The sequence below is a fragment of the Kitasatospora sp. NPDC092039 genome, from assembly GCF_044756065.1.
Taxonomy (GTDB): domain Bacteria; phylum Actinomycetota; class Actinomycetes; order Streptomycetales; family Streptomycetaceae; genus Kitasatospora.
This window is the reverse complement of record NZ_JBIVSD010000011.1, coordinates 79,519-104,535: the sequence shown is the minus strand read 5'-3', so window position 1 is coordinate 104,535 and position 25,017 is coordinate 79,519. Positions and strand designations below refer to the sequence as shown.

Sequence of the window (25,017 nt, the reverse complement as noted above, 5' to 3'; positions counted from 1 at the left end):
GCGAGCGGGCGGCGGGCGGGGCGCGCTCGGCTCTCGTACGGATCACCACGGGTCTGCTCTCTTCCGGAGTTGGGGCTGGCGGAACGTTTCAGCGGATGTGGGCGGCAGGCCGGACAGGCGCTGCCGCGGGCGCGCTGGCCTGTGTGGGGGTGGCGTTGGCAGCGGCGGAGGGCCCGGTCCGCAGGGTGGCGGCGTGCCGTTGTGACTCGGTCTGGACGATGCAGTTCTGGCCGACGTAGCCGACGACCAGGTGGGGGGCGATTCCGACCCGGTATCCGGCGTCGTCCAGGAGGGTGGCCGCTGTGGATGCCACAGCGGCCTGGTCGGCGCCGGGAGTTTCCGGGGGCAGGCTGTAGCAGCAGGAGCTGTGCTTCTCGGACGCGGTGAACCCGCACTGGCGCAGGACGTCGTGGATCTGCTCCGGGGCGTCGGTCCGGCAGAACGCCCGGACTACGTCGTCCGAGCGGTGGACGATCTCGACGTCGGTACCGAACACGTCGGCGAGGGTACGCATCTTCCTGGTCTTCCTTCGTTCGGTCAGCGGGTGGGCCGGGGCCGGCCTGCGGTGGTCGGGCCCGGTGCGGGGGTCGGCGGATCTGTGGGGGCGGTCCTGCGGCGGTGGTGTTGGGGGAGGTGGCGAGCCGCTGCCTGGCGGCGGGTGTCCGGCATTCCCGGGTTGGGCGCGGACGCGCCCATGACGTCGTGCAGGAGTTCGCGGGTGCGCAGGACGGGCGTCATGTCCGGATGGCGCGTGGGGCTGGGCTCGGCGGGGCAGGCCGGGATTCCCTCGGTGGCGGCCTCCAGGTCCTCCCGGACGGTGAGAAGCGCCTGGTGCGCGGTGGCCAGGCGCGTCCACATGTCGTAGGACAGGTTGTAACCGGGCGGGTCGAAGTCCACCCGGGCTCCGGCCCAGTCGGCTGTGGCTGCGACCAGCTCGGTCAGCTGCGTCAGTGGCCCGGTCAGGGCGCTGGAGGCGGATGTTGTGCTGCATGGCGGCGCCGACCGCTTCTCCGATCGACGAGTAGTGCTCGGGCATCCGGCTCCCAGGGCGGTAGTGAAAGGCAGGAACGTTTCAGCGGGTGCGGCCGGCAGCGCCCACCGCTGCCGCGGGCACGGGCGGAAGCCCGGTGGAGGCTGCCGCGGCGGGCGCGTCCGCCGCGTTGGGGGCGAGGGCGGTGCTGCGGGCGAGGGCCGCGCGGGTGCGCAGGTCCTCGGCGGCAAGGACCTCAGCGGTGCCGGCAGTGTCGGACGTGGCGAGCTGCACCTCGTCGAGGACCCCGGCGAGTTCGGCCTGGGCGGTGACGAGCTGGTCGGACGCGGCGCCGAACCGGTCGGAGAGTTCGTACTGGTCGGGGTCGAGGTCGGTGATCTGCTCGGAGGCGGTCTCCAGGGCCTCTTGGAGGCGGACGAGCATCCCGTCGTCCGGGTCGAGCAGGTCGTCGAGCACCCCGGCGAGTTCGGCGAAGTTGGCTGCGCCGCGGATCGCGTCGGTGAGGTGGAGGATCTGCTGGCCCGGGGTGTCGAGCGGCTCGACGTGGAGCTTGGGGTCGAGGTCGACGTTGTAGAGGGCGGCGCGCAGCATCTGGGTGGCGTGGGTGGCGATGGAGGCCGCTTCGGGGCGGGGTGTGGTGGTGGGCAGGCGGTGTCGGCGGCCGTGCCAGTCGTCGATCTGTTGGAACCCGGCGTGCCGGAGCAGGGTGGCGGACAGGTCGTCGCCGGTGCCGGTGGCGACGATGCTGCCGCTGGGCGCGGCGCTGATGGTGATGACGGGCATCCGGTGGTCCTTGGTGGTGGTGACCGTGTGGGTGAGGTGGCCGAGTTCGGCGGCGATGCGGGTGCACTCGGCCTGCACGTGGAAGGGGTCCCGGTAGGTGTTGTGGATGTATCCGTCCTCGCGGACGACGGTGGCGACGACGTGCACCGACCGGTCGCCGTTGCGGATCGCGGCCCACCGGCAGCCGTGCGGGTCGCCGGCGGGGGCGAGCCCGGTCGCGGTGACCAGGCGCCGGGCGACGTCGGCCCATTGGGCGTCGCTCAGGTCCGGGTGGCGGGGGTCGGAGCGCACCGAGCACATCCACACCGGCTGCTCGGGTGCCCGGGCTCCGAGCCGCAGGGCCGGGGCGTCGAGCACGCCGCCGCCGAGGACCTCCTGCGGGTCGCCGAACAGCGGCAGCTGCTTGTCGGCGCCGTGGTAGTCGGCGCCGATCAGCCGGGGACGCAGCCGCCCGCGTGGGTCGTCCAGGCCGTAGAGGGTGGGGATCAGCGCGGCCGTGGTGGCGGCGCGCTGCAGGTGAGCGATCACGAGCGTCCCCTTCTCGGACGGCGGACGGTGGGGCCCGGCGGGCGGGCCGGCGGGGACAGGATCCGCAGATCCGCCGGTTTGGCCCGGCCGTAGATCGGTGGTAGCCGGTCGTCGGCCGGGCCCAGGCGGGGCGCTGTGGGGGTGTCAGCGCCGCGTGGTGAGCTGGTGGTCGCGGGTGAAGTCCTCGCAGGCCCACCGGGCGAGGCGCTGGTCGTTGTGCAGCCGGGCCCAGCGGCCGTCCTTGCGGATGACGGTGGCGACGAGGTCGAGCCGGTCGCCGGTGTTGCGCAGGGCCACCCACCGGCAGGCGTCGGGGTCGCCGTCCGGCTCGATGCCGGTGGCGTCGAGCACCTGCCACGTCAGCTCGAGCCATTGGTCGTCGCTGAGCGCGCCGGTGCTGCGTATCGAGCAGTGCCAGGTCAGACGCCGGGAGGGGGTGTGGCCGGTTCGGGGCTTGCGCAGCGCCACCGGCTCGTCCAGCAGCGCGGCCAGGTCCGGCAGGACGATGTCCTGCTCGGCGGGCGGGCCGGGCGACCACGAGGCCAGCAGGTAGGACTCGAAGCCGGGATCGTCGTCGTACAGCGCGGCGAGCAGGTCGGGGGTGCTCTCGGTGCGCTTGACGGTGCAGTACAGAGGGGCAGTGGCCATGGTGCGGTGTTCCGAATCAGTGTGCGCTGGAGGCGAGTTGGGGCCGGCGCCCTGCGCCGGGGCGGGGCGCCGGCGGGTCAGACGAAGGGGTTCTCGGTCGGCCGGTCGGCGTCGACGGCCGCCTCCAGCAGCTCGGGCAGGTCGCCCGGCTCGCACGCGCGCTGGTCGATCCACCAGCCGGCGCGGGTGATCGTGCGCGCCTGGTCCTCGATCAGCTCCCACTCGGCCTCCTCCATGCCGGAGTCGAGGACGAGCGCGGTGTAGGCGGCGGCGAGAGCCTGGTGGCGGCAGCGAACCCCCCAGGCGATGCCCTTGGCGGTGCCTTCCAGCGGCGGCATCCGAAACTGCTCGGACCAGGCGTCGGATTCGGCCTGTTCGGCGGCGCGCTTGGCTGCCAGCCACTGCGCCTTGCCCGCTTCGTCCTCGCTCTGGGCGGCGCGCCAGCAGTCGGTGCAGTCCTGCTTGGCCAGCCACTCGGCGAAGCCGGCCCGGCGGTCGGCCGGACGGTCACCGAGATCCTTTGCCGATTCGTGCCCGCACTGGTGGGTGATCTGCCAGACCTTCTTCACAGTCATCTGAATTCTGTTCCTTGGTGATCAGGGGATTGGTCATCAGGCATGCGCACCAGATCCGGTGGCTGCTGATGGCGGGCCGGGCTTGGGAGGCGGGCCGGGTTGCATCGGTTGACGTCAGTGGCGCAGGCCGGGACGACCGGCGCTGGGCGGCGCGGGCGCACGTGGTGACTGTTCCTGCTGCCCGGTGCGGGTGGGCGCGGCGGTGGGAGAGGTGGCGAGGGCGGCGCTGAGCCGGGCGTCGGTGGCGGCGGCGAGGCTGGCGGCCCTCACCGCCGGTTCGGCGAGGTCCGGGTGCGGGGTGTGGTCTGCGGAAGCGGCAGGTTGGTTGACCAGGTCGACCGGGCAGTCGTACGCGAAGCCCTCGGCCCGCAGGTAGTCGATCGCCCGGGTCACTGCCGCCCGGCGCTTCACCGGGTCGGTCATTGCGGAGGGAAGCCGGTGGTGGGTCTGCTGGTGGCCGGTGGTGACCGCGACGAACCCGGCTCGGCGAAGCAGGGACTCGGCTCGGTTCCGCCGGTCCTGTACGTCCTGCTCGGTCGGAACACCACGGCGGTCGAGGTGCGCGTCGAGGGCGGCGCGCATTGGCGCGACATCGGTTCCGTGCTGCTGGTCGAGTCCCCCGAATTGGCTGTCGTACAAGGGTTCGACCTCGACCTTGCCGACGCGGGGGTCGAGCCAGCCCACGAACCAGCCGTTCTGCGGTCCCGCCGTGTCGAGTTCCTCGTCGATCTCGTCGAACGTGGGGCCCGCGAACAGGAAGCTGCCGTCCGGGAGCCGCGCCTCGATGTGCTCGCCGGTTTCGAAGTCGATGGTGAAGTCGACTCCTCGCTTCGCCAGGGGAATAGTGATGGGCGCGAACCTGCCGGCCGGTAGCGGCAGGCGGGTGCGGGCGGTGATGCCGCGGTCGTCCTCGGAGAAGTGGACGGGCTGCATGTGGACGGAGTGCATGCTGTGCTCCTGCGGTGGCCGCCCCCGGGGTGGTGGCCGTACGGTGGGTCGGGGTTTCGTCACCGGGCGCGGGCGAAGGCGACGCGCGGGTCGACCGCAGCCGGAGGCGGGCTCGTGGCGACAGTGGTCGACACGGTGGCGGGCGCCTTGAGCGCGGCCTCGTCGACGCGGAACTTGTGCGTGGTGAACGCGTGCTGAGCCGGTGCGTGGCGGGCGACCAGGTCTTTGGCGAGATGCGGCTGGACCGCGACACGCAGGTCGCCTGCGCGGTGCATGGCGGCAGTGGCGGCGGCCATGCGCTCCAGCGCTTCGCTCCGGTCGGCGGTGACCGGCCGGGTGTAGACGTCGAGCATGTGGTTGAACCGCCAGCCGTGGGCTTCGAGGATCTGACCACCACGTACGGCCGCGTTGGCCGTGTCGGCAGTGGCCGCGACGACGCCGAGCTGCGGGTGCTCGGCGAAAGCGACGTCCGGGCCGTTGTCCGGCGCCGGTTCGGTCGCGGGCAGCCGGGAGCGGGCCTGTTCCCGGCTGCTGGTGTTCTCGTCGGGGGCGAGTGACATGTCGGTTTCGACGTGGTAGCCGGCGCCGGTGAGGAGCTTGGAGGCCCAGGCGGCGCGCTCGGGGGCTTCGCGGTGCTGGTCGGTGAGCGCGTACAGGCGCGGGTTGCCGGGCAGTTGCTGGAAGTCGAGGCGTTCCAGCATCCACTGGGCGGCGGCGTTCTGGGTGGGCAGGGAGGCGACGATGCCGTGGTTCGGGTGGTGCCCGATGGCGACGTCGGGAAGCTGGGTGGATTCGGCGGCAGGCACGGTGGGGCTCCGCTTCGCTGGTCGGACGGTAGGACCGGTGGGCGGGGCGAGGTCTGTTCCGGCGGGGCACAGCGGTCGTCCTTCCTGGACAAGGGGGTTCAGCGGCGCGGCCCGGCAGCGTGCGCGGCGGCCGATGCGGCAAGGACGGCCTCGGCGGGGTGGCCGGTGAGCGTGCGCACGGCGGCGGGGGAAGTGACGAGCGAGGCGAGCACCCGGGCGCCGGGGCCGGCCGTGGCCTGGGTAGTGGGACGGGCGCGGTCGGCGTGGACGGTGTGCCGGTCGGCGAGGTCGCCGCGCATCGCCCGGATCTCCCGCACGTAGCCGTCCGCCATGTCCGCGATGTAGCGCAGGCGGGCGGCGTAGTGCGGATCGGAGGCAGCTGGGCGACGACGATGTAGTCGTCCGCCCCGAAGCCGACCTCGGTCTCAAGGCCCCGCTGCGCGAGGGGACGGGTGACGTGGGCGTAGCGCCGGCCCGGACCGGTGGTGTCACGGTCGGTCAGGGTGTCCGGGCCGTGGACGTGGGCAGTGACACCGAAGCCGTTGTCGGTGAACAGGACGGTCAGCTGGTCGGGTTGCATGGGGGCTCCTGCGGGTGTGCGCCCGGTGGCGTGGTGGGCAGGCGCTGATGATGCCGGGGAGAGAGAACTTGGACCGGCCGCGAAACGGTGATAGGCGCTCACCGCGTGCGGCGCGGTGCGCCCGGTGCCGGCGCGGCGGGCGCCGGCACCGCAGCAGTGGCGCCGTGGAACTGGCCCTTGCGGGCGAGCGCGGCCTTGACCTGCTGCTCACGGTCCGGCACGAGCAGACCGATCCTCGGTGCGACGTGCGCGGCGAGCGCGGGAAGCGGACCGTCCGGGATCCGAACGGCGCACTCCCACGCCTCCTGGTTGCGCAGGTCCTCGGCGCGTTCTCGCGTCGCCTCGCCGATGAGGGCGGCTGTGGCCGTGCGCCAGCCGTCGCGGACCTCTCGGAGCCGGTCGAGCGCGACCTCGGTGACGTGGAGCCGCCGCAGGTCGGAGCCGATGGCGGGGTCGAGGTGGTCCTCGATCGTCGCTGTGGCCCGGATCCCGGCCACCAGGTGCGGCCCCTGGTGGATGAGCGTCTCGGCGTACGGCCAGGCTGCGCGGTTACGGTCCTCCACGGAGTCGAAGGAGCCGATCTCGCCGCGGCCCCAGGGGTCGCCGGGGGCCGGGATGTAGGCGGTGGCGAGGCGGCGCAGGGCCGAGACGGCGTGGGCGGTGGCGCTGGTGCGGGCCTGCCAGGCCGCCTGTCGGCAGCTCGGCCCCAGAGCGGTGACCTCGGCGGCCACCATGGCTGGCGCGGCATCGGTGGGGAGGGCGACGAGCGCGGGCAGATGTACCGCCCTGGGGTCGTAGGCGGGCAGGGCGTCAGGCTTTGCGGCGCCGAGGAGGATCGGGGCGTCCTTGCCGGTCCTCCTCGGCGAGGAGCCGTTCGCAGTCCGGGCCGGTGAGGGCGAGGGCGGTGTGCGGGGCGGAGACGGTGGTCCACGGCAGCCGCCCCCAGCCCCACGTCTGCCCTCCCAGTTCGGCGAGGTCTCGGCCGGGGACGAGCAGGTTGGCCTGGACGGTCCAGCCGGGCAGGTGCTCGGCCAGCTCGGCGGCGAACCGTGGCAGGGGCCTGGGGGCGCGCGGCTGGTCGGGCAGGGCTCGGCCGTTCTCGTCGAAGTACACCCGCACGTACGTCTTGTCGCTGGTGTCCCGGGTACCGAAGGCGCCGCCGGGGCGGAACAGGGCGTGGGTGGATTCCCACCGTCCGTCGCTGCCGCGGGCGCTGGAGCTGAGTACGAGGTGCCAGTCGGAATCGGTGTACGGGCGGCGCTCGCGCTGGGCGACGACCAGTTGTTCGAACGCCGCGAAGTCGGCCGTTGTGAGGTTTGCGTGGTCGAGATAGGATTCAACGTCGTTGTCAGGCACGTGAGTTCAGGATTCTCGAAAGGCCGGGTGGTCAGGCGGCCATGCGGAAGTCGGTGTCGTACAGCTGCTTCTCCCTGGTGTGGAGGAGGTGCTGGACGATGAAGGAGAGCGAGGCGACCTTCCACAGGCCACGGCCGCGGGTGAGGGCGGCGATGGCCTGGGCCTCGACGCCGGTGAGGCCGAGCAGGGCCATGGCGGCGGGGATCTGGTCGGGTTCCTGGCGGTAGATGATCCTCGTGCTGCAGTCGGCCAGGAGGCCCTCGGCGAGTACCCGCCCGCGCGATCCGGCGTCGCCGGCGGACAGCAGGTCGGAAAGCCGGTGCAGGATCAGCAGGTTGGCGATGCCGAGGCCCCGCGAGAGCTTCCACTGCTGTTGCATCCGCTCCAGCAGGCCGACGTGGCGCATGATCCGCCACGCCTCGTCGTAGATCACCCATCGGCGGCCGCCGGCGGGGTCGGCGAGGGCGGCCTCCATCCACGCGCTCGCGCAGGTCATCGCGAGGACGAGGGCGGTGTCGTCGCCGCTGCTGCCGAGGCGGGACAGGTCGATGGAGAGCATCGGCGCGTTCGCGTCGAAGACGACGGTGGACGGGGCGTCGAACATCCCGCTGAGGTCGCCGTGGACCAGGCGGCGCAGGGCGTGGGCGAGGTCGTCGGTGGCGTGGCCGAGGCTTCCGGCCTGGCCGCCGAGGGCGGCGTCGAGGCGCTCGGGGCGGCCGAGGATGTGGGCGATGTCGCCGAGCAGCGGCACGGTGCCGGCAGCGTCGGTGTCGGCGACGACCAGGTCGAGCGCGACGTCGAGGCCGGTGTGCTCCATCGGCAGCAGGTCCCGCTTGAGCACGGTGGCCGCGAGGCTGGCCAGCAGGAGCAGGCGGCGCTTGCGGACCTCGCTGCTCCAGTCCTCCTCGCTCACCTCCTCCGGGCGCTGCGGGGCGTCCAGCGGGTTCAGCCTGCCTGGGAGGCCGGGGCCCAGGGCGATGGTCTGGCCGCCGAGCGCCTCGGCCAGGCCGGACCACTCGCCCTTCGGGTCGCTCGGCACGTAGATCTTGTAGTCGTGGGCGATGGCGCGGGTGGCGATGGACTTGGCCAGGGCGCTCTTGCCCATGCCGATGACGCCGCACAGGATCGCGTTCGGGTTCGTGAACCCTTCTATTCGGCCGCTGTTGTAGAGGGTGAAGGGGTCGTAGCAGAAGCTGCCCTCGGCGTGGAGGTCGCGGCCGATGAAGATTCCCTCGGCTCCGAGGCCGGCTTCCGCGAGGAAGGGGTAGGCGCCGCCGGCGACGGCGGTGGTGAGGCGGTGCTTGGGCAGGCGGAGCTTGCCGCCGCGGGCGGAGGCCGGGCCCGGGCGGCCGGCAGCCGGGTAGACGGGCTGGAGGTCCGCGTCGGGAGCACTGTTCCGAAGGCGCTCGGCGGTGGGCTGCGCGTGGCGGGCCTTGGCGCGGGCCTGGGCGAACTCGGCGCGGGCGGCACGCTGTTGGGCGCGGGTGATCTTGCGCGGGACGAACAGGGGGCTGGCGGTGGCGCGGTTCCTGGGCATGATCACGGATTCCGGGGTGGGGGTCAGCGGCGGATGAGACCGGTGAACGGGGTGTGCAGGTCGGCGGGGGTGGCGCGGCGGCGCACCAGGCGGGCGGTCTGCTGGTGGCGGCGGCAGATGGTCAGCTCCGGCGCGCCCTCGGGCAGACGGGCGCGGCAGGCGTCGGGACCGGGGACCTCGCCGCTGCCGGGCCGGGGCGAGGCGTGGTAGGCGGCGTGGAGGTGGTCGGTGGCCTGCCACAGGCGGGTGCGGGCGGCCTTGAGGTGGTCGCCCTCGGCCGACAGCAGCGGCGCGGTGCGCTGGGCGTGGGCGTCGAGGAGGCCGTGCAGCGCGACCAGGTGCTCGTGGAGCGAGTCGAGTTCGGCGCGGGAGGCGACCAGCGGGCCGGTGGGGATGTTGAGCGCGCGGTGGAAGTCGATCGCGGCGGTTGCGTACGGGACGAAGTCCTGTGCGACGGGGGTGGTGGCCGGCATCAGGGGTGCTCTTTCGGGAGGCGGGAGGGCCGGCATCAGGCGGCGAGGGCGAACGGCAGCGCGGAGGCGGTGAACGCCTCGGCCTGCTGCCAGGTGAGCGGGCGCAGGTCGAGCTGGGCGCCCACGGCGGCGGTCTCCACCACGGCGCAGGCGGAGCGCAGTTCGTCCTCGGTGTCCGCGGAGACGGTCAGCAGCCCGGTGAGGGCGACGTCGGCGTGGCCGGCGATCAGCTGCCGCTCGCGGTCCTGGATGTCCTGGTACTCCACGGAGTCGGCCTCGCTGGAGACCTGGCCCTTGCGGGCGCGCTCGGCGGAGTCGGCGACCACGCTGGCCTTCTTGCGGCGTACGTCGCGCAGCGCCGAGTCGAGGTCCTGCGGCTCGTAGGCGAGGGAGACGGTGCGGCGCACCCCGGAGGCGAACATCACCTGGTGGAGAAAGCCGGGGTTGACCTGCGTCCTGGGCCAGTTCTCCACCCAGTAGGTGGTGTGGTGGGCGGAGTCGGTCGAGATGTGGTCGGCCTTTTCCACCACGACCACCGGACCTGCGGCGCTCGGGTCGGCGGACGGCCGCCCGTCCTTGGACCAGCGGTCCAGCGCGGCTCGGGACTTCGGGTCGTAGGCGGTGCGGGCGACGGCGGCGATCTCGCCCGCGGACAGCCAGCCGGCCGGGGTGAGACCGGCGGTGCGCGCTGACTGCTCGAACGCGGAGGTGAGCTGGGCCAGGACCGCGAATCCGCCGGTCAGGCCGCCTCCGGCCTGGTTGATCAGCCGCCGCGCACCCTTGAAGTCCAGGGCGATGGCGACGTACGCCTCGTGCGGGGCGGCGGCCGGGCCGGCGCCGCGGATCAGCTCCCCGTACAGCTCACCGGCGAGCGGCGCGTCGGGGCGGCCGTGCTCCTCCCAGTACCGGCGAAGCGCGTCGCCGGTGTCCGGGACGGTCCGCTCGATGACCTGGATGCGGGCGACCTGGCCGGTGCGGGCGAGCGCCGCGAGCGAGCGTCCCCAGCCGTTGACGTTGGCGTTCTGGGTGCCGGGGTCGAGCAGGGCGTAGGCGCGGGAGGAGACCTTGACGATCGCGGTGAGGGTGCCGGCGTGCGGGTCGTGGACGGCGCCGTAGCGGCCATCGGGGGCGGTGACCACGCGCAGGCTGGCCGCGCTGCCGGGCAGGTGGAGCAGGCCCTCGCGCACCGGGCGGGAGGAGGGGCGGGTGAGCCAGATGAGCTGGCCGCGCAGGCGCCGCAGGCCGTATCGGGCGGCGACGGGCGCCCAGTCGGCGAGGGCGCGGCCCCGGTAGCGGATGAACACCAGGGCGGCGGCACCCGCCCACAGGGGTATGAGCTGCAGGGCGCCGGTGACGCCCCGGGTGATGAGCACGGCGAGCATGAGCAGGCCGGTGGCAGCGGTGATGATCAGCTGCGGGGCGCTCAGGCCGAGCAGGATGCCGCGCTTGGAGCGGTGGGGGAACTTGACGGACACAGGAGTGTCGGGTGTCGAGGAGGACATCGGTGTTCCAGACGGGGTGAGCGTGCGGGCGGCGGGCGGGGGCGCGGCGCTCTTCTGGACGTCATCGCAGGTGTTCCTTCCAGGGGCTCGGGGGTAGGGCCCGGGGTGGGCGGCGCTCTGCCGCCCACCCCGGGCTATGGGGCTTCGGTCAGGAACCGGGCTGGGCAGGCCGGTTCGGGAAGACGAACCGGACCGGCTCCGGAGCGGATGCTCCGGCAGGGGACGGTGCCGGGGTGGCCGGTCCGCCAGGTGCCGGTGCGGAGGCCCCGGGCGTGGGCGGGCTCGCGGCCGTGGGCACGGCAGTGCCGGACGGCGAGACCGTGCCCGCCGCGACCGCGTCCTGGAGGGGCGGTGCGGCCGGGGACTCCTGGCCGCCGCCGGACTGCGGCTGCCCGCCACCTGCGCTGGGCGAGGCCCGGGTGACCAGGGCCGGGATGCCGGGCCTGGTGACCAGGGCGCGTCCGCGGTCGCCGGGCGCGCTCGGGTTCTCGCCGAAGCGGAACTTCGTCGACTGCTGCGCGGGGCATCCGCCGCCCTCGTCAGGCGTGTGTGGCGAGGTTCCAGTGCGCGGTGGGGTTGTCGAAGGCATCCTGGTAGTCGGGGTTGGCGATCGGGCGGGCGGCGAAGAACCGTTCCGGCAGGTCGAAGGCGTCGATCAGCGCAGGCACCTGGTCAGTGAGTCGGGCGATGCTCTCCTCGCTCAGGTCGGGCAGTTCGCTGGTCTGGTCGGCTGTCAGGTGCTGCTCGCTGTGCAGCGTGCCGCTGTGGGAACTGATGCAGCTCAGAGTGAAGAGCCGGTGCAGGTCGAGCAGGGCGGTGCGGGTCCGCGGGTCTGCGGCGGACCCGGCCATGGCCAGCAGGGCGGCGGCGGCACGGTGTTCGGCGTGGGCGGTGACGGCGGCCAGGGCGGCGGGGGCAGCGGCGTTCCACCGGCGCAGGCTGTCACCGGGCGGCGCTTGACGCAGACGGGTGCGGGCGCGGACCAGCAGCAGGTGTTCCACCGCGTGCAGAAGTTGTTGGCGGACCGGCGGGTCGCCCAGCTCGCCGCTGGGGATGGTGGGCGGTGGGGTGTCGTGGTCAAGGAGCAGTTCGGCACCGGTCTTGGCCCACAGGGCGAGGTTGTCGCCCTCGGCCGTGATCGTGCCCTCGACGTCGATGGTGGCGAAGACGGTCCCGTTGCCGGGGAGCAGTCCCTGGGCTCCGCAGCGTTCGCGGCACTCGGTCAGCAGTGTGCGGGCCTGCCAGGTGATCCAGCCCTTGGCGACCACCGCCTCGCGTTCGGCGACGGTGGCGGCCGTCGGGTCGGCGCGATCGTGTTCGGCCCAGCGGGTCACCGTGGCCCGGTGCAGCGCTGTCATGGCGTAGGCGGTGGCGAGGCCTTCCAGCAGCGGGCCGTGGTGGGTGCGGTGCGCCCAGAGCGGCACCTTGCGGTCAGGACGGGCGCCGGTCACCTCGCGGTGGTGGGCGTAGCGAATGGCGATGGCCAGCGCCGCCCGGGTGGCGCCGAGGGCACTGGCGCTCATGCAGAGCTTGCCAAGGGTGACCCGGCTGATGCTGGTGAGGAACCGTTTGCGCTTGCTGCCGAGCGTGCTGGTGAAGGTGCCGCAATCACCAACACTGGACCACCCATAGCCGGAGCCTAACCAACCGAGCGGCATGCCCCCAGCGCATTACGCAACGTGACTGTGCCACACAACTCGTGCTAGAGCCCAAACTCGTCGCGGACGCCGTCCCGCAGGCTCAGCAGCGCGGCGCTCGTCCGTTCCAGCACCCGCGCGACGGCCAGGCCCGGGTGGCGCTTGGTCGCCGTGAAGACTCTGCCGTCGACGCGGTCCACCAGCTCCTGCACGAGCTCCCAGGCCTCCAGAAGCAGCGCCTTCTGCGGTCGGATGCCGGGCAGCAGGGTCACGGAGGTGCCGTCGGCGCTCCTCCTGCTCATCTGCGACGTGCACGGCGCCGCCGTGGCCCCGTGGGACCTCAACGACCGCACCATGGGCACCTGGTCCCCGCCCAGCCCCGAGGCCACCAAGCGCGTCGCCGACCTGATCGCCGCCGATGCCGCGCTCGACGCCGCCGAAAAGGCCAGGAAGGCGGCCGAGAAGGAACGCGAGACCCGCCGCCGCGCCCCGAGCGACGACCCCCACTACGCCTCCGCCCCTCGCCGCCGCGGAGACCAAGCTGGCGGACGCCGCCCGGCGGGTGCGTGAAGCCGAGCATGACCGGGCCGCCCTGCTCCGCGCTCGGCCACCGCTGCCCTCGCCCCGTCGTGCGGGCGGCGGAAGAGAACGGGGAACCGCTGGCCGCCCTCACCCTCACCGAGCAGACCTACGAGCAGGCCGTCCACGTCCAGCGCTATGCCGCCGAGCAGCTGCGCCGCTTCGGCAAAGGCCGCGGATACGACCTCGCCGAGTCCCTGGTCGCCGCCGGCCAGCTCTCGCGCGGCATGAGCGTCCTGCAGCAGTGGCGCATCAGGAACGCGGACGGAACCCTGACCGAACTGTGGCGGATGGTCGCCGTAACCGCCAACAACCGGGCCCTGGCCCGCCTCGACGTCTTCGGCCTGCGGCGTCGCCGTCTACGACAGCTACCAGGAAGGCGGCTGGGGCGTCTACGGCGGGACCAGCGCGGCCACTCCCGTCATAGCCGGTGTCTACGCGGACGCGGGTACCCCGGCCGCCGGATCCAGCCCGGCATCCTACCCGTACGCCCACCCGGACGCGCTCAACGACGTGACCGCAGGCAACAACGGCAGCTGCTCTCCGGCCTACTTCTGCACGGCAGAGGAAGGCTATGACGGCCCGACGGGCCTGGGAACGCCGAACGGAACGGCTGCCTTCCACAGCTGACCGGCATCTCGTGCTGCGGGTGGTTCCTCCTCACCACCCGCAGCACGTCCACGTCTGCCTGGTGGACGGCTGACCCGGCTGACGCGAGGCGGTCATCGACCGGGCGTAAACGAACGGCTGTTTCGCCCTGGCCGCTGCCGCGGGGAACCGTGGCTCCAGCGAGCATGAGGACGAACAGGGGGTCAGATCCATCCGTTGCGGACGGCGTGCAGGGCGAGTTGGAACCGGGTGACGGTGCCGGCTCGCTGGTTGAGCTGTTCGAGGTTGCGGGACAGGGTGCGGCGGCTGATGCCGAGCAGCTCCGCAATGGTTTCGTCGGTGACGCCGGCGCCGAGCAGTTCCAGCGTCCGGACATGGATGGGGCGCAGCGTGGGCGGGACGCGGTCGCTGAAGTGCATGGGGAACGCCGAGCGCCAAGAGGTCTCGAAGAGCCCGGTGAGCGCGGACAACAGGCTCGAGGGGCGCACCAGAAGCAGGGAGTTGTTGACCTCGGCCTCGACGAAGGACATCGAGACGATGGCCAGCCGCCGGTCGAAGATGGTGAGCTTTACGGGGACGGTGGGCAGCACCCGAGCCTGCTCGCCTGCCGCGATACAGGCTTGGATGTTGGCGGCGTAGTAGGCGTGGTTCTGTACGGCGGACTTGGAGTAGACGACCCGGTACTCGACGCCGCGTTGCAGGTTTTCCAGCTCCATAGGGTTGGCGCCGGCGGGGATGTGGTAGGGCGGGGAGTCGAAGCGGAGGACCTGTGATTCCACGGTCCTTTCGGCGTGCCGGATCCGGTCGGTGATCTGGGCGCCGGCGATCACCTCGACGAGGTCGTCAGTGGCCTGCGGGCATACCGAGCGCCGGTAGTCGCGGTAGGCGTTGGCCGCGGAGGTCTGGGCCTTGCGCAGTTCCGCCGCCCTGGTGTGGGACAAATGGTCGAGGGCGATGGTGGGATCCACCGGAACGGCTTCGGACCGGTCCGGTGCGCAGGCTGCTGCCAGGCCGAGTTCGACGAGGCGCCCCATGGACTGCTCGGCCTCATCGGGCTTCCATCCGAGGTGTTCAGCCAACTCCACTGCGGCAGTACGGCCGGTGCGCAGCATGGCCAGGTAGAGTCCGGCCTCCCGGGCTGCCAGCCCGAGACGGTGCAGATGCGCCAGCAGGTCGTCGTCGCTCATGAGGGGTCCCTTTACACCGAGGGCGGACGTGGCTGCCTGGAGGCGGGGGCGGAATTCCGGAGATCCGGACGCGATGGTTCCAGCCGAGATGGTGGCACGGGCGGGCAGCTTGGGAACAGGTCCGGGACGAGGAGATCCGCACCGGCCTCCACGCGGTGAAGCTTTCCGAATCCTGCTTACCTCGCCTGTCTCCTTTCGGCCGCTGGCAACAGGTCGCCACCACGACGTCGCACCGGGGAGTACACCAGGGGGAGCCCGGACCACCGCCGGGGCCCAGCCTCCCCCTCCCCCTCTCTTTTGGAGCCGACGTGCGCCCACGTGCCCGCAGACCCGTCCTTGCCGCTCTTGCGGCAGCCGCACTCATCGCCCTGGCTGTGCAGCCCTCCGACGCAGCGCCGGCGCCCTCTGCCGGAGGCGGGGGCGTCCGGCCCGTGGCTGGAGCCCTCGCCGGCCGGTACATCGTGGTCCTCAAGGACACGGCCGGCCCCGCAGCCTCGGCACGGGACGAGGCAGCAGGGCTTACCCGTGCACACGGCGGGAAGATCCGGCACACCTACACCACGGCGCTGCACGGGTATGCGGCCGAGATGACCGCAGAGGAGGCGCGCCTGACCGCCGCCGACCCGGCCGTGGCCTACGTGGAGCAGGACGCCGTGCAGCACAGCTCCACCACCCAGACTGACCCTCCGTCCTGGGGCCTGGACCGCATCGACCAGCGCAGCCTGCCCCTCGACCACGGCTACACCTACGGGACCACGGCGAGCAACGTCACCGTGTACCTCGTCGACAGCGGCCTGCGCACCACCCACACCCAGTTCCAGGGCCGCGCGAGCATCGGTGTGGACGAGGTCGGCGACGGACGCAACGGGCAGGACTGCCTCGGCCATGGCACCCATGTGGCCGGGACGGTGGGCGGCAAGGACTACGGCGTGGCCAAGGGCGTGAAACTCGTCGCCGTCCGCGTGACCGACTGCAACGACAGCGCGAGCACCTCCGCGATCATCGCCGCCGCGGACTGGATCACCGCGCACGCGGCCAAACCCGCCGTGGTCAACATGAGCATCAACGGCCCGGCGAGCAGCAGCGAGGACGCGGCAATCAAGAAGTCCATCGCCTCCGGCGTCACCTGGGTGGTCTCCTCCGGCAACAGCGGCACAGACGCCTGCAAGAACTCCCCCGGGGACATCGACACCGCGATCGTGGTCAACAACTCCGACTCCAGCGACACCCGCCGCTCCACCTCCAACTACGGGCCGTGCACGGACCTCTTCGCGCCCGGCACGTCCATCACCTCCGCCTGGAACAGCAGCGACACGGCCACCAACACCATCTCAGGCACCTCCATGGCGGCCCCGCACGTCACCGGCGCCGCCGCTCTGTGGCTCGCCGCCCACCCCACCGCCACCCCCGCCGACGTCCAGGACGCACTGATCAACAGCGCCACGACCGGCAAGATAAAGAGCGCGGGCACCAACACCCCGAACCGGTTGCTCTACACCGGCGCCACCACTTCCGGCAGCGCGGTGTTCTCGGATGACTTCGAGTCGGACAAGGGCTGGCAGGTCGATGCTGCCGGCAGCGACACGGCGACGTCGGGCGTGTTCGAGCGAGGCATCCCGCAGCAGACCACCTCCACCCACAGCAACCAGATCAAGCAGCTCACCGCGGCCTCCGGCTCCTACGCGCTGACCACCGGTGCGGCGGCCGGCGCGGCCTACGGGGACAACGACCTGGACGGCGGCAAGACCACCGTCTTCTCCCCGCAGATCACCCTGCCCGCCGGCGGGCCGCTGACCCTGCACTGCACCTACAACGTCGCCAACGGCGACAACTCCGGCACCGACGACTACCTGCGCATCCGTGTCCTGGACGGCACCACACCCACCACGGTGTTCGAGAAGACCGGATCGGCCAGCGAGGTCGCCGGGCAGTGGCAGACCGCCACCGCCGACCTGTCCGCCTTCGCCGGCAAGACCATCCGCGTCTACCTCGAAGCCGCCGACGCCGGCACCGCCAGCCTCTTCGAAGCCCAACTCGACGACCTCACCATCACCCAGGGCTGAAGGCCCACCGGTCTCCGCCGCTGCGACGCCGAGCGGACCAGCGGCGGTGCGGCACCACCCGTCTCGTTCCCCTTCCAACCCCTCATGAGGAGGTCAGCACTCATGCGCCGCTTGCGCATCGCAGCCCTGGCCGGGGCTTCGGCCCTCGCCCTCCTGACCGGAGCAAGCCCGCTCTCGTCATCCCCGCAGTACGCCGCCACAAGCTTTTCGGCGGAGCCCGTCGCCTCGGCCGTCCCGCAGTTCGACCACGTGGTCGTGGTGATGTTCGAGAACAAGAACTACTCGTCCATCAAGGGCGGCTCCAGCGCCCCCTACCTCAACTCCCTTGCCTCCCAGGGAACCCTGTTCACCAACGCCTTCGGCGTCACCCACCCCAGCCAGCCGAACTACATCGCCCTGTTCTCCGGCTCCCAGCAGGGCGTCACCAACGACGACTGCCCCAAGTCCTTCTCCACCGGCAATCTCGGACAGCAGCTGCTGAACGCCGGCCGCACCTTCAAGGGCTACTCCGAGGGCCTGCCCAGCGCCGGGTACACCGGCTGCAGCAGCGGCAACTACCGGCGCAAGCACGCACCCTGGGTGGACTTCCCCACCGTGAGCGGCGCCGCGTACAACGTGCCGTACTCCACCTTCCCCAGCGACTACACCAAGCTGCCCACGGTGTCGTTCGTCATCCCGGACATGTGCAACGACATGCACGACTGCTCGGTGGGCACCGGGGACACCTGGATCAAGAACAAGCTCGACGGGTACGTCCAGTGGGCCAAGACCCACAACAGCCTGCTGATCGCCACCTTCGACGAGGACAACTTCACCTCCGTCAACCAGATCTACACCGTCTTCGCCGGCGCGCACGTCAAGGCCGGCTACCAGTCGAACACCCAGATCAACCACTTCAACGTCCTGCGCACCATCGAGGACATGTACGGTTTGCCCGCCCTGGGCAACGCGTCCGGCAAGTCGCCCATCACCGACGCCTGGACGTCCTCCACATCCGCACTGGCCGTCACCGATCCCGGCGGTCAGAGCAGCACCGTCGGCCAGGCGGCCTCGCTGCAGCTGGCCGCCTCCGGGGGCAGCAGTCCGTACTCCTGGTCGGCCACCGGGCTGCCCGCCGGGCTGTCGCTCGACTCCACGACCGGACGGGTCACCGGCACTCCGACCACCGCCGGTACCTCCACGGTCAAGGCGACCGTCAAGGACGCCACCGGCGCCACCGCGTCCGCCTCCTTCACCTGGTCCGTGACCGCCTCCGGTGGCACCAGCGCGGTGTTCTCGGATGACTTCGAGTCGGACAAGGGCTGGCAGGTCGATGCTGCCGGCAGCGACACGGCGACGTCGGGCGTGTTCGAGCGAGGCATCCCGCAGCAGACCACCTCCACCCACAGCAACCAGATCAAGCAGCTCACCGCGGCCTCCGGCTCCTACGCGCTGACCACCGGTGCGGCGGCCGGCGCGGCCTACGGGGACAACGACCTGGACGGCGGCAAGACCACCGTCTTCTCCCCGCAGATCACCCTGCCCGCCGGCGGGCCGCTGACCCTGCACTGCACCTACAACGTCGCCAACGGCGACAACTCCGGCACCGACGACTACCTGCGCATCCGTGTCCTGGACGGCACCACACCCACCACGGTGTTCGAGAAGACCGGATCGGCCAGCGAGGTCGCCGGGCAGTGGCAGACCGCCACCGCCGACCTGTCCGCCTTCGCCGGCAAGACCATCCGTGTCTACCTCGAAGCCGCCGACGCCGGCACCGCCAGCCTCTTCGAAGCCCAACTCGACGACCTCACCATCACCCAGGGCTGACCAGTAGCCCCCTGATCGGCTGGAGGCCGGAACCGCTCCCCTCGGTCCGGCCTCCAGCACCCCTTTTTTCCGACCGCCCCCGAGGAGGCGAACCCGGCCGTGTATCTGTCCACCATCGACCGATCCAGAGGAGACGGCACGCGCCGGGGCCCGCGCGCAACAGCCGCCACAGTCGGTGCCAACGTTCTGGCGCTCGGGACGGTGAGTCTGCTCACCGACGTCTCCGCGGAAATGGTCACCGCCGTCCTGCCTTTGTACTTCGTCCTCACTTTGCAGCTCAGCCCGGCCGCCTACGGTCTGATGGACGGCCTCTACACCGGCGCGACCGCCTTGCTGCGGCTGGTCGGAGGGTATGTGGCCGACCGCTTCCGCAGGCGCAAGACGGTCGCCGCGGCCGGCTACGGCATCTCCGCCCTGGCCAAGCTGGGTCTGGTGGCCGCCGGATCCTCCCTTCCCGTACTCGGCGCGGTCATCGTCGCCGACCGGGCCGGAAAGGGACTGCGCAGCGCACCACGCGATGCGCTCATCACCCTGTCGGTTCCCGAACCGGTGCTCGGCCAGGCGTTCGGTGTCCACCGGGCCATGGACAGCATGGGCGCCTTCGCGGGGCCGCTGGCCGCGCTCGGCGTCCTGGCTGCCGTCGGGACGACCAGCCCGGCGGGCTTCGACGCACTGTTCGTCACCAGCTTCTGTGTCGCAGCCGCCGGGCTGCTGGCCTTGGCCGTGTTCGCCCGCGACCGCCGCGACGAGCAGCCCGCTGCCACCCCCGTCAGTCTGAGGGCCGCCGCCCGACTGCTGCACGCCGCCTCCGTCCGCCGACTGCTCTGTGCTGCCGGGCTGCTGGGGCTGGCCACCGTCGGTGACGGCTTCGTCTACCTGCTGCTGATGCGGCGTGAGTCCGTGTCGACCGGCTGGTTCCCGCTCATGGCGGTGGGCACCAATCTCGTCTACCTGCTCCTCGCCGCTCCGCTCGGGGCTTTCGCGGACCGGCACGGCCGCCGCACCATGCTGCTCGCCGGCTACGGTGCGCTCGTCGCGGTCTATCTGCTGCTGTGCAGCCCACTGTCGGGCATCCCCGTGACCATAGCCGTGCTCTGCTGCTACGGCGCGTTCTACGCCGCCACCGACGGAGTCCTGATGGCCCTGGCCGGCCCCCTGCTGCCGGCCGGCCTGCGCACCACCGGCCTGGCCTGCGTGCAGACCGTCCAAGCCCTTGCCTACTTCGTCTCCTCCGCCGCCTTCGGGCTCGCCTGGACGACATGGGGAACCACCGCGGCGACCGCGTCCGCCGCGGTCACCGCGGTCCTGGCCGTCACCGTCACGGCCGCCGTCCTGGCAGGCCGCACACAGCAGGAGGCCGCCGCGTGACCAGCCGCACCACCCGCATCACGATCCAGATCGCCGCCGTCACAGCACTGGCCCTCGTAGCGGTCCTGGCCATCGTGATCGCCAGAGGGACCGGATCGTCCGCCCAGGCAGCGACCGGCCAGATCTCCCTGGCTCCGGGACCCCGCCTGGTGGCACGCAGCACCGCCTCGGACAGCACCGGCCGCCTGGTCTCCGTGTCGGCGGACGACCCCGCCGCAAAGCGCACCGTCTCGTCCCTGTCATGCGCCAGGGTGTACGCGGCCGGCGGCACCGGTCTTTGCCTGCGCCTCGATCCCGAGATGACGACCTACCAGCTCGCCGTACTCGACACGCACCTGAAGACAGTCCGGGAGATCCCCCTGGTCGGTGTGCCCAACCGGGCCAGGGTCTCGCCCAGCGGCCGGATGGTCGCCTGGACCGTCTTCGTCACCGGCGACTCCTACAACGGCGGACGCTTCTCCACCCGCGCCGGCATCCTCGACACCCGCACCCAGGAGCTGATCCCCACCCTGGAGGACTGGTCGGTCACCGTGAACGACGAGCCCTACCGTGCCCGGGACCTCAACTTCTGGGGTATCACCTTCACCGCCGACGACCGTCACTTCTACGCGACCATGTCCACCGCCGGCCACCGCTACCTCGTCCTCGGCGACATGGCCACCCACCACCTGACAGCGCTCATGGACAACGTCGAGTGCCCCTCGCTGTCTCCCGACGGCACCCGCATCGCCTTCAAGTCCGCGCACGGCGGAGACCCCGCCTACGGCTGGCGCCTGTCGGTCCTCGACCTGGCCACCCGCCACGTCACCCCACTCGCCGAGACCCGCAGCGTGGACGACCAGGCCGCCTGGATCGACCCGCGGACCGTCGCCTATGCCATCCAGCGGGGCCGGGGCCACTCCGATGTGTGGAAGGTCCCCGCCGACGGCACCGGAACCCCCCGCATCCTCATCCCCGACGCGGAGTCCCCCGCCGCCCTCGGCACCACCACCCAGGAGGCCCAGTGATCAGCGCTTTCGATCTCTTCACCGTCGGTATAGGGCCTTCCAGCTCCCACACCGTGGCCCCGATGCGCGCCGCCCGCCTCTTCGCCACCGCCCTGGCCGCAGCGGCACTTCTCAACCATGTCGAGTCCGTACGTATCGAGCTGTACGGATCGCTCAGCGCAACCGGACCGGGCCACGGCACCGACAAGGCAGTCCTTCTCGGCCTGATGGGCGAGGAACCAGCGACCGTCGACGTGCAGACGGCCGACGAACGAGTCCGCCAACTGGCCCAAGACCGGCGCGTCCCTCTGCTGGACGTCCGTCCGGCCGACTACGACCTCGTGTTGCACGCACACGCCCTGCCCCAACACCCCAACGCCCTCACCTTCACCGCCTGCGACCACGACGGGCTCGTCCTGCACACGCAGACCTACTACTCGGTGGGCGGCGGGTTCCTGCACGGCGAGCAACCCGCTACCGCCGCCGACGGCCGCAGCGTGCCCCACCCCTTCCGATCTGGTGAGGAACTCCTCGCGCAGACAGGAGACCGCCGGATCAGCGATGTCATGCTCGCCAACGAGGCCACCTGGCGCCCCGAGGGAGAGGTCCGCTCCGGCCTGCTGGCCATCTGGGACGTCATGCGGGACTGTGTGCGCCGAGGCTGCGAGAGCGACGGCATCCTGCCCGGCGGCCTGAACGTCCGGCGCCGTGCCCCAGGACTTCACCGATCGCTGCAACACGGTGTCTCCGGCGAGGACCCGCTGCGCATCATGGACCGCGTCGCGCTGCACGCCCTGGCCGTCAACGAGGAGAACGCCGCCGGCGGCCGGGTCGTCACAGCCCCCACCAACGGAGCCGCCGGCGTCATACCCGCCGTCCTGCACTACTACCGCGATGACGTCCCCGGAGCCGACGACGAGGGCATCGTCCGATTCCTGCTCACCGCGGCCGCCATCGGCAGCCTCATCAAGGAGAACGCCTCCATCTCCGGCGCGGAAGTCGGCTGCCAGGGCGAGGTGGGCTCGGCCTGCGCCATGGCAGCCGCAGGACTCGCAGAACGGCTGGGGGGCACGGCCGGGCAGGTGGAGAACGCCGCAGAAATCGCCCTGGAACACCACCTCGGCATGACCTGCGACCCGGTAGGCGGCCTGGTGCAGATCCCCTGCATCGAACGCAACGCCGTCGCGGCCGTCAAGGCAGTCACCGCCGCCCGCATGGCCGTCAAAGGCAACGGGCAGCACATCGTCTCACTGGACACAGCGATCACCACCATGCGCGAGACTGGCGCCGACATGAGCACCAACTACAAGGAAACCTCCCGCGCAGGCCTCGCCCTCCACGTCATCCAGTGCTGACGGCCGCACCCTTCCGGCACCTTCCCACAGTCGAGACGGTGCCAGTGAACGGCCGCCCAACACGCTGCCGGGGGGCGTCTCCGCGCGCTTCGGTCGCTCACCACTTTCCGTGAACGCCCTGCCCGTGGTGCACGTCGACGGCACCTCCCACCGCCCCTGGCCACCTGGCGCCAGCTGCGCCATATGGCCACCGCCCGCAGCCTCCAGCCGATAGGAGTGGGGCACCGCCCCACGCTGCGAGGAGATACCGCCTTATGCACTCTGCTCAGACCCGGTTCAGTTTCGAGGCGACCCCGGCCGCAGTCCCCGCAGCGCGCCAACGGATCTCGGCGAAGGTGCGGGGCTGGGGCGTACCGCTCGACGAGGATCTGCGCTGGCGCCTGGAACTGGTGGTGTCGGAGCTTGTCACCAACGCCGTGCTGCACGCGAGCGGTCGGCTGACCGCCTCGATCGCACTGGATCACGACCTTCTCCTCGTCGAAATCCACGACGGCAGCACTACTGCCCCGCGGCCGCGAACGGCGGGCCCCTGCGACGAAACCGGACGCGGACTCGCACTTGTCGCAGCACTCTGCCTGATCCATGGCAGCGAACTCACAGCCTCCGGCAAGCGCTGCTGGGCGGTCCTGCCACTGCGGTCACACACCGGCGCCACCGACGCTACGCCCGGCAGCGACGCGCTGCGCGACTCAGCCCGCTGGACCGTCACCCCCGCCGGAGCGCAGCTGCTCGCCAGGCTTCTCGGCGGCGGCTGAACTCTGGTTTCACCCGGTGGTTGCCGCCGCCACCTACGGCGGCCCGGTGGCTGACTACGCGGAGGTGGTCACGTTGGCCCGGACGCTGCTGAGCAGCCCGACTTGCCCGTGCCTCGCCGCCCTCGCCCACAGCCGGGTACTCGTCCCCAAGTGGGCACCCGTCACCTCTTGCACCCATTCGGTAACACATGGCACCCAACCGCGTCCGGGGTGTACTCCTCCGGAGGTACAGGAGGGGGGCAGACCTCCTCGGGAACGACCTGATGTGACTTCCCGCGCCGGACGCGCAGGGTCCGCGTCCAGCAGATGCTGGCACTACCGCACCGCCCGCGACCGCCTCGACGGCGGCGGGCGTCCGCTTCCCGTCTAGCCCGAGGAGACCCCCATCATGCTGTCCTTCGAACTCACCTGTCGGATGCAGCACCGCGAACCGGTGTGGGGGGACCCGGCCGCGTTCCAGGTGTCACAGCAGTCGGGAGGAAGCGGCTTCTCCCGCCGGTCGGCTCCTGCCCCTGGGCAGCCGTTCACTCCGTCGGCGCCGCGCCCTTCTTACAGCCTGCGCTGGCTCGTGACCATGGCGACCACGACGACCGACGGACGTGCGGGCACGCAGACCTTCGTCGTCGACGCTCCCACATCCCGCGAGGCGCTGGCCGAGGCCCACGCCCGGCTGCGGACACCGGTTGCGGTTGCGCACCGGCGCGGGGCCGCGATCGATCCCGCGTCCGCGGTGGCGGAGGACTGGCGCAGCTGGGGCCGGGCGCAGGCCGCGGGCTGGGAGGGTACGGGTTGATGCGCCAGGACCCTGCCCCCGGCCTGTGGCCGCGGCCCTCTCACGGCAAGGGCTCCCCGGCGCCGACGCGGCTGTCGGAGCGGCACCTGCGCACCCTGGGGCTGAAGGGGCTGGAAGCCAGGACCTACCTGCACCTGCTTGAGTGCGGGCCGGTACCCGTCACGGCGATCGCCGATGCGCTGCATGTCGGGGTGGGTGAGGCCCGCGGTGCGGTGGATCGGCTCGCACAACGAGGACTGGCGTGCGGCGGGCAGCACGGCCAGGACGCGGAGCCGGTCGAGCCCAGCTCCGCGCTCCAGTGCCTGGCGCAGGAAAGGACGGTGGACGTCCTGCAGGCCCACGTGGCTGCCGAGAACGCCTACCGGAACTATCGGCGGCATATGCCGGCCGCTGGGCATGAGGACGCCTTCGAAGTCATCGCGGACGTCCGGATCAGCGAGCGCATCGAGCAGGCAGAAGGTTCGGCACGGCACGAGGTCCTGCGTTTCGTACCGCACCCCGTGGATCACGAGCCGCCGTCCCGGTCCGCCACCGCGCTCCTCACCCAGGGCGTGGTCCATCGTGTCGTGTATGCCAAGGCGGCCGTGGAGGACTCCGCCTACTACCGTGAGGCCGTACGGCCCGGTGTCGCGCTGGGAATACAGGCAAGGGTCGTCTCCACCCTGCCGACGGAGCTGAGGATCTACGACGGCCGCTGCGCCCTGCTCGGTCTGACCACCGCCGACCCGCCGCGACAGCGGCAGATGCTCATGGTGCGCGGATCCGGGCTCCTCTCCGCCCTCAAGGAACTCTTCGAGCTCGCCTGGCACAGTGCTTTCCCCATGCACACCACAGGCCCCTGCCCGCCGCAGCTGGCCCCCATGGAACTGCGCCTCCTGGAGCTGATGTCGACCGGGATGACCGACGAGCACATCGCCCGGCGGCTCGACGTCAGCCGGCGGACGTTGAGCAGGTACGTAGAGCGGCTTGCACACCGAACGGGTACCACGACGCGCTTCCAGCTGGCGCTCGCCGCATCCCGCCGCGGCTGGCTGTGACAGCCCTCTTCCGGGCCCTTTCACCCCCTGCGCCAGCAGAAGGGCGCTCCAGACCGGAGGCAAACCCGGACGGATCCGGCCCACCGCGTCTGACGCAGAATCGCCATTGGCA

General features: G+C 71.7%; 26 protein-coding genes. 10 read left to right on the top strand and 16 right to left on the bottom strand.

Translation table 11 applies throughout. The features are described 5' to 3' along the window. Nucleotides 1-88: 88 nt before the first annotated feature. From ACIQI7_RS22150 to ACIQI7_RS22080, 15 genes are all read right to left on the bottom strand, one after another. Nucleotides 89-514: a hypothetical protein gene (locus tag ACIQI7_RS22150; RefSeq protein ID WP_401112621.1), complete on the bottom strand. Its 426-nt coding sequence runs from the start codon at nt 512-514 to the stop codon at nt 89-91. Nucleotides 515-537: 23 nt separating this feature from the next. Then, on the bottom strand, nt 538-897 hold the full coding sequence (locus tag ACIQI7_RS22145) for a hypothetical protein (RefSeq protein ID WP_401112619.1): 360 nt from the start codon (nt 895-897) through the stop codon (nt 538-540). Nucleotides 898-1,072: 175 nt separating this feature from the next. After that, nucleotides 1,073-2,302 (bottom strand): hypothetical protein, encoded by a 1,230-nt coding sequence (locus ACIQI7_RS22140; RefSeq protein ID WP_401112617.1) that lies wholly within the window; start codon nt 2,300-2,302, stop codon nt 1,073-1,075. Nucleotides 2,303-2,446: 144 nt separating this feature from the next. Beyond that, complete coding sequence (locus ACIQI7_RS22135) at nt 2,447-2,950, bottom strand: hypothetical protein (protein ID WP_401112615.1); 504 nt, start codon at nt 2,948-2,950, stop codon at nt 2,447-2,449. A 77-nt stretch (nt 2,951-3,027) separates the two neighbouring features. Continuing rightward, entirely contained in the window at nt 3,028-3,525 is a 498-nt protein-coding gene (locus ACIQI7_RS22130) for a hypothetical protein (RefSeq protein WP_401112614.1), read from the bottom strand. A 114-nt stretch (nt 3,526-3,639) separates the two neighbouring features. Beyond that, a complete protein-coding gene (locus ACIQI7_RS22125; protein WP_401112613.1) occupies nt 3,640-4,473 on the bottom strand; it encodes a hypothetical protein in 834 nt (277 codons plus the stop codon). Between the two features lie 59 nt (nt 4,474-4,532). Further along, on the bottom strand, nt 4,533-5,279 hold the full coding sequence (locus ACIQI7_RS22120; protein ID WP_401112611.1) for a hypothetical protein: 747 nt from the start codon (nt 5,277-5,279) through the stop codon (nt 4,533-4,535). Between the two features lie 98 nt (nt 5,280-5,377). After that, nucleotides 5,378-5,611 (bottom strand): hypothetical protein, encoded by a 234-nt coding sequence (locus tag ACIQI7_RS22115; RefSeq protein WP_401112610.1) that lies wholly within the window; start codon nt 5,609-5,611, stop codon nt 5,378-5,380. 346 nt (nt 5,612-5,957) lie between these two features. Then, a complete protein-coding gene (locus tag ACIQI7_RS22110; protein WP_401112608.1) occupies nt 5,958-6,593 on the bottom strand; it encodes a hypothetical protein in 636 nt (211 codons plus the stop codon). Nucleotides 6,594-6,669: 76 nt separating this feature from the next. After that, nucleotides 6,670-7,215, bottom strand: coding sequence for a hypothetical protein (locus tag ACIQI7_RS22105; RefSeq protein WP_401112606.1), 546 nt, complete (start codon nt 7,213-7,215; stop codon nt 6,670-6,672). A 31-nt stretch (nt 7,216-7,246) separates the two neighbouring features. Next, nucleotides 7,247-8,752: an ATP-binding protein gene (locus tag ACIQI7_RS22100; RefSeq protein ID WP_401112605.1), complete on the bottom strand. Its 1,506-nt coding sequence runs from the start codon at nt 8,750-8,752 to the stop codon at nt 7,247-7,249. Nucleotides 8,753-8,775: 23 nt separating this feature from the next. Next, complete coding sequence (locus tag ACIQI7_RS22095; RefSeq protein ID WP_401112604.1) at nt 8,776-9,225, bottom strand: DUF6238 family protein; 450 nt, start codon at nt 9,223-9,225, stop codon at nt 8,776-8,778. A 35-nt stretch (nt 9,226-9,260) separates the two neighbouring features. After that, complete coding sequence (locus ACIQI7_RS22090) at nt 9,261-10,727, bottom strand: SCO6880 family protein (RefSeq protein ID WP_401112602.1); 1,467 nt, start codon at nt 10,725-10,727, stop codon at nt 9,261-9,263. 539 nt (nt 10,728-11,266) lie between these two features. Further along, on the bottom strand, nt 11,267-12,250 hold the full coding sequence (locus ACIQI7_RS22085) for an acyl-CoA dehydrogenase (RefSeq protein ID WP_401112600.1): 984 nt from the start codon (nt 12,248-12,250) through the stop codon (nt 11,267-11,269). Nucleotides 12,251-12,429: 179 nt separating this feature from the next. Continuing rightward, complete coding sequence (locus tag ACIQI7_RS22080; RefSeq protein WP_401112598.1) at nt 12,430-12,666, bottom strand: hypothetical protein; 237 nt, start codon at nt 12,664-12,666, stop codon at nt 12,430-12,432. Between ACIQI7_RS22080 and ACIQI7_RS22075 the strand changes: the two genes are divergently transcribed. After that, nucleotides 12,641-12,934 carry a hypothetical protein gene (locus ACIQI7_RS22075; protein ID WP_401112596.1) on the top strand — a complete coding sequence of 98 codons (294 nt, stop codon included), beginning with the start codon at nt 12,641-12,643 and terminating at the stop codon, nt 12,932-12,934. The two genes, ACIQI7_RS22080 and ACIQI7_RS22075, sit on opposite strands and share 26 nt — an antisense overlap. 8 nt (nt 12,935-12,942) lie before the next feature. Next, entirely contained in the window at nt 12,943-13,521 is a 579-nt protein-coding gene (locus ACIQI7_RS22070; protein ID WP_401112594.1) for a hypothetical protein, read from the top strand. A gap of 234 nt (nt 13,522-13,755) precedes the next feature. On the opposite strand, the gene ACIQI7_RS22065 is transcribed toward ACIQI7_RS22070, so the two are convergent. Beyond that, nucleotides 13,756-14,739 carry a helix-turn-helix transcriptional regulator gene (locus ACIQI7_RS22065; RefSeq protein WP_401112593.1) on the bottom strand — a complete coding sequence of 328 codons (984 nt, stop codon included), beginning with the start codon at nt 14,737-14,739 and terminating at the stop codon, nt 13,756-13,758. Nucleotides 14,740-14,894: 155 nt separating this feature from the next. On the opposite strand from ACIQI7_RS22065, the gene ACIQI7_RS22060 reads away from it, so the two are divergent. The 8 genes from ACIQI7_RS22060 to ACIQI7_RS22025 all read left to right on the top strand — a co-directional run bounded on the left by ACIQI7_RS22060 (nt 14,895) and on the right by ACIQI7_RS22025 (nt 24,905). Next, complete coding sequence (locus ACIQI7_RS22060; protein WP_401112591.1) at nt 14,895-16,802, top strand: S8 family serine peptidase; 1,908 nt, start codon at nt 14,895-14,897, stop codon at nt 16,800-16,802. 102 nt (nt 16,803-16,904) lie between these two features. Then, nucleotides 16,905-18,611: an alkaline phosphatase family protein gene (locus ACIQI7_RS22055; protein WP_401112589.1), complete on the top strand. Its 1,707-nt coding sequence runs from the start codon at nt 16,905-16,907 to the stop codon at nt 18,609-18,611. A gap of 201 nt (nt 18,612-18,812) precedes the next feature. Next, on the top strand, nt 18,813-19,979 hold the full coding sequence (locus tag ACIQI7_RS22050) for an MFS transporter (RefSeq protein WP_401112587.1): 1,167 nt from the start codon (nt 18,813-18,815) through the stop codon (nt 19,977-19,979). Continuing rightward, the gene (locus tag ACIQI7_RS22045; protein WP_401112585.1) at nt 19,976-20,986 is read left to right on the top strand and encodes a TolB family protein; all 1,011 of its coding nucleotides are present in this window, start codon (nt 19,976-19,978) and stop codon (nt 20,984-20,986) included. Before ACIQI7_RS22050 ends, ACIQI7_RS22045 begins: the two co-directional genes overlap by 4 nt. Next, complete coding sequence (locus ACIQI7_RS22040) at nt 20,983-22,320, top strand: L-serine ammonia-lyase (protein WP_401112583.1); 1,338 nt, start codon at nt 20,983-20,985, stop codon at nt 22,318-22,320. Before ACIQI7_RS22045 ends, ACIQI7_RS22040 begins: the two co-directional genes overlap by 4 nt. A 254-nt stretch (nt 22,321-22,574) precedes the next feature. Beyond that, nucleotides 22,575-23,075: an ATP-binding protein gene (locus tag ACIQI7_RS22035; protein WP_401112581.1), complete on the top strand. Its 501-nt coding sequence runs from the start codon at nt 22,575-22,577 to the stop codon at nt 23,073-23,075. Between the two features lie 388 nt (nt 23,076-23,463). Further along, nucleotides 23,464-23,868: a hypothetical protein gene (locus tag ACIQI7_RS22030; RefSeq protein ID WP_401112579.1), complete on the top strand. Its 405-nt coding sequence runs from the start codon at nt 23,464-23,466 to the stop codon at nt 23,866-23,868. After that, nucleotides 23,868-24,905 (top strand): LuxR C-terminal-related transcriptional regulator, encoded by a 1,038-nt coding sequence (locus ACIQI7_RS22025; protein ID WP_401112578.1) that lies wholly within the window; start codon nt 23,868-23,870, stop codon nt 24,903-24,905. Before ACIQI7_RS22030 ends, ACIQI7_RS22025 begins: the two co-directional genes overlap by 1 nt. Nucleotides 24,906-25,017: the final 112 nt, after the last annotated feature.

Bases quoted from the DNA above. Each gene is read 5' to 3' on its own strand.
- ACIQI7_RS22150 (WP_401112621.1), bottom strand. From the start codon at position 514: ATGCGTACCCTCGCCGACGTGTTCGGTACCGACGTCGAGATCGTCCAC.
- ACIQI7_RS22135 (WP_401112615.1), bottom strand. From the start codon at position 2,950: ATGGCCACTGCCCCTCTGTACTGCACCGTCAAGCGCACCGAGAGCACC.
- ACIQI7_RS22130 (WP_401112614.1), bottom strand. From the start codon at position 3,525: ATGACTGTGAAGAAGGTCTGGCAGATCACCCACCAGTGCGGGCACGAA.
- ACIQI7_RS22125 (WP_401112613.1), bottom strand. From the start codon at position 4,473: ATGCACTCCGTCCACATGCAGCCCGTCCACTTCTCCGAGGACGACCGC.
- ACIQI7_RS22115 (WP_401112610.1), bottom strand. From the start codon at position 5,611: ATGGCGGACGGCTACGTGCGGGAGATCCGGGCGATGCGCGGCGACCTC.
- ACIQI7_RS22110 (WP_401112608.1), bottom strand. From the start codon at position 6,593: ATGGTGGCCGCCGAGGTCACCGCTCTGGGGCCGAGCTGCCGACAGGCG.
- ACIQI7_RS22100 (WP_401112605.1), bottom strand. From the start codon at position 8,752: ATGCCCAGGAACCGCGCCACCGCCAGCCCCCTGTTCGTCCCGCGCAAG.
- ACIQI7_RS22095 (WP_401112604.1), bottom strand. From the start codon at position 9,225: ATGCCGGCCACCACCCCCGTCGCACAGGACTTCGTCCCGTACGCAACC.
- ACIQI7_RS22090 (WP_401112602.1), bottom strand. From the start codon at position 10,727: ATGTCCTCCTCGACACCCGACACTCCTGTGTCCGTCAAGTTCCCCCAC.
- ACIQI7_RS22085 (WP_401112600.1), bottom strand. From the start codon at position 12,250: ATGAGCGCCAGTGCCCTCGGCGCCACCCGGGCGGCGCTGGCCATCGCC.
- ACIQI7_RS22080 (WP_401112598.1), bottom strand. From the start codon at position 12,666: ATGAGCAGGAGGAGCGCCGACGGCACCTCCGTGACCCTGCTGCCCGGC.
- ACIQI7_RS22070 (WP_401112594.1), top strand. From the start codon at position 12,943: ATGACCGGGCCGCCCTGCTCCGCGCTCGGCCACCGCTGCCCTCGCCCC.
- ACIQI7_RS22065 (WP_401112593.1), bottom strand. From the start codon at position 14,739: ATGAGCGACGACGACCTGCTGGCGCATCTGCACCGTCTCGGGCTGGCA.
- ACIQI7_RS22055 (WP_401112589.1), top strand. From the start codon at position 16,905: ATGCGCCGCTTGCGCATCGCAGCCCTGGCCGGGGCTTCGGCCCTCGCC.
- ACIQI7_RS22035 (WP_401112581.1), top strand. From the start codon at position 22,575: ATGCACTCTGCTCAGACCCGGTTCAGTTTCGAGGCGACCCCGGCCGCA.
- ACIQI7_RS22030 (WP_401112579.1), top strand. From the start codon at position 23,464: ATGCTGTCCTTCGAACTCACCTGTCGGATGCAGCACCGCGAACCGGTG.
- ACIQI7_RS22025 (WP_401112578.1), top strand. From the start codon at position 23,868: ATGCGCCAGGACCCTGCCCCCGGCCTGTGGCCGCGGCCCTCTCACGGC.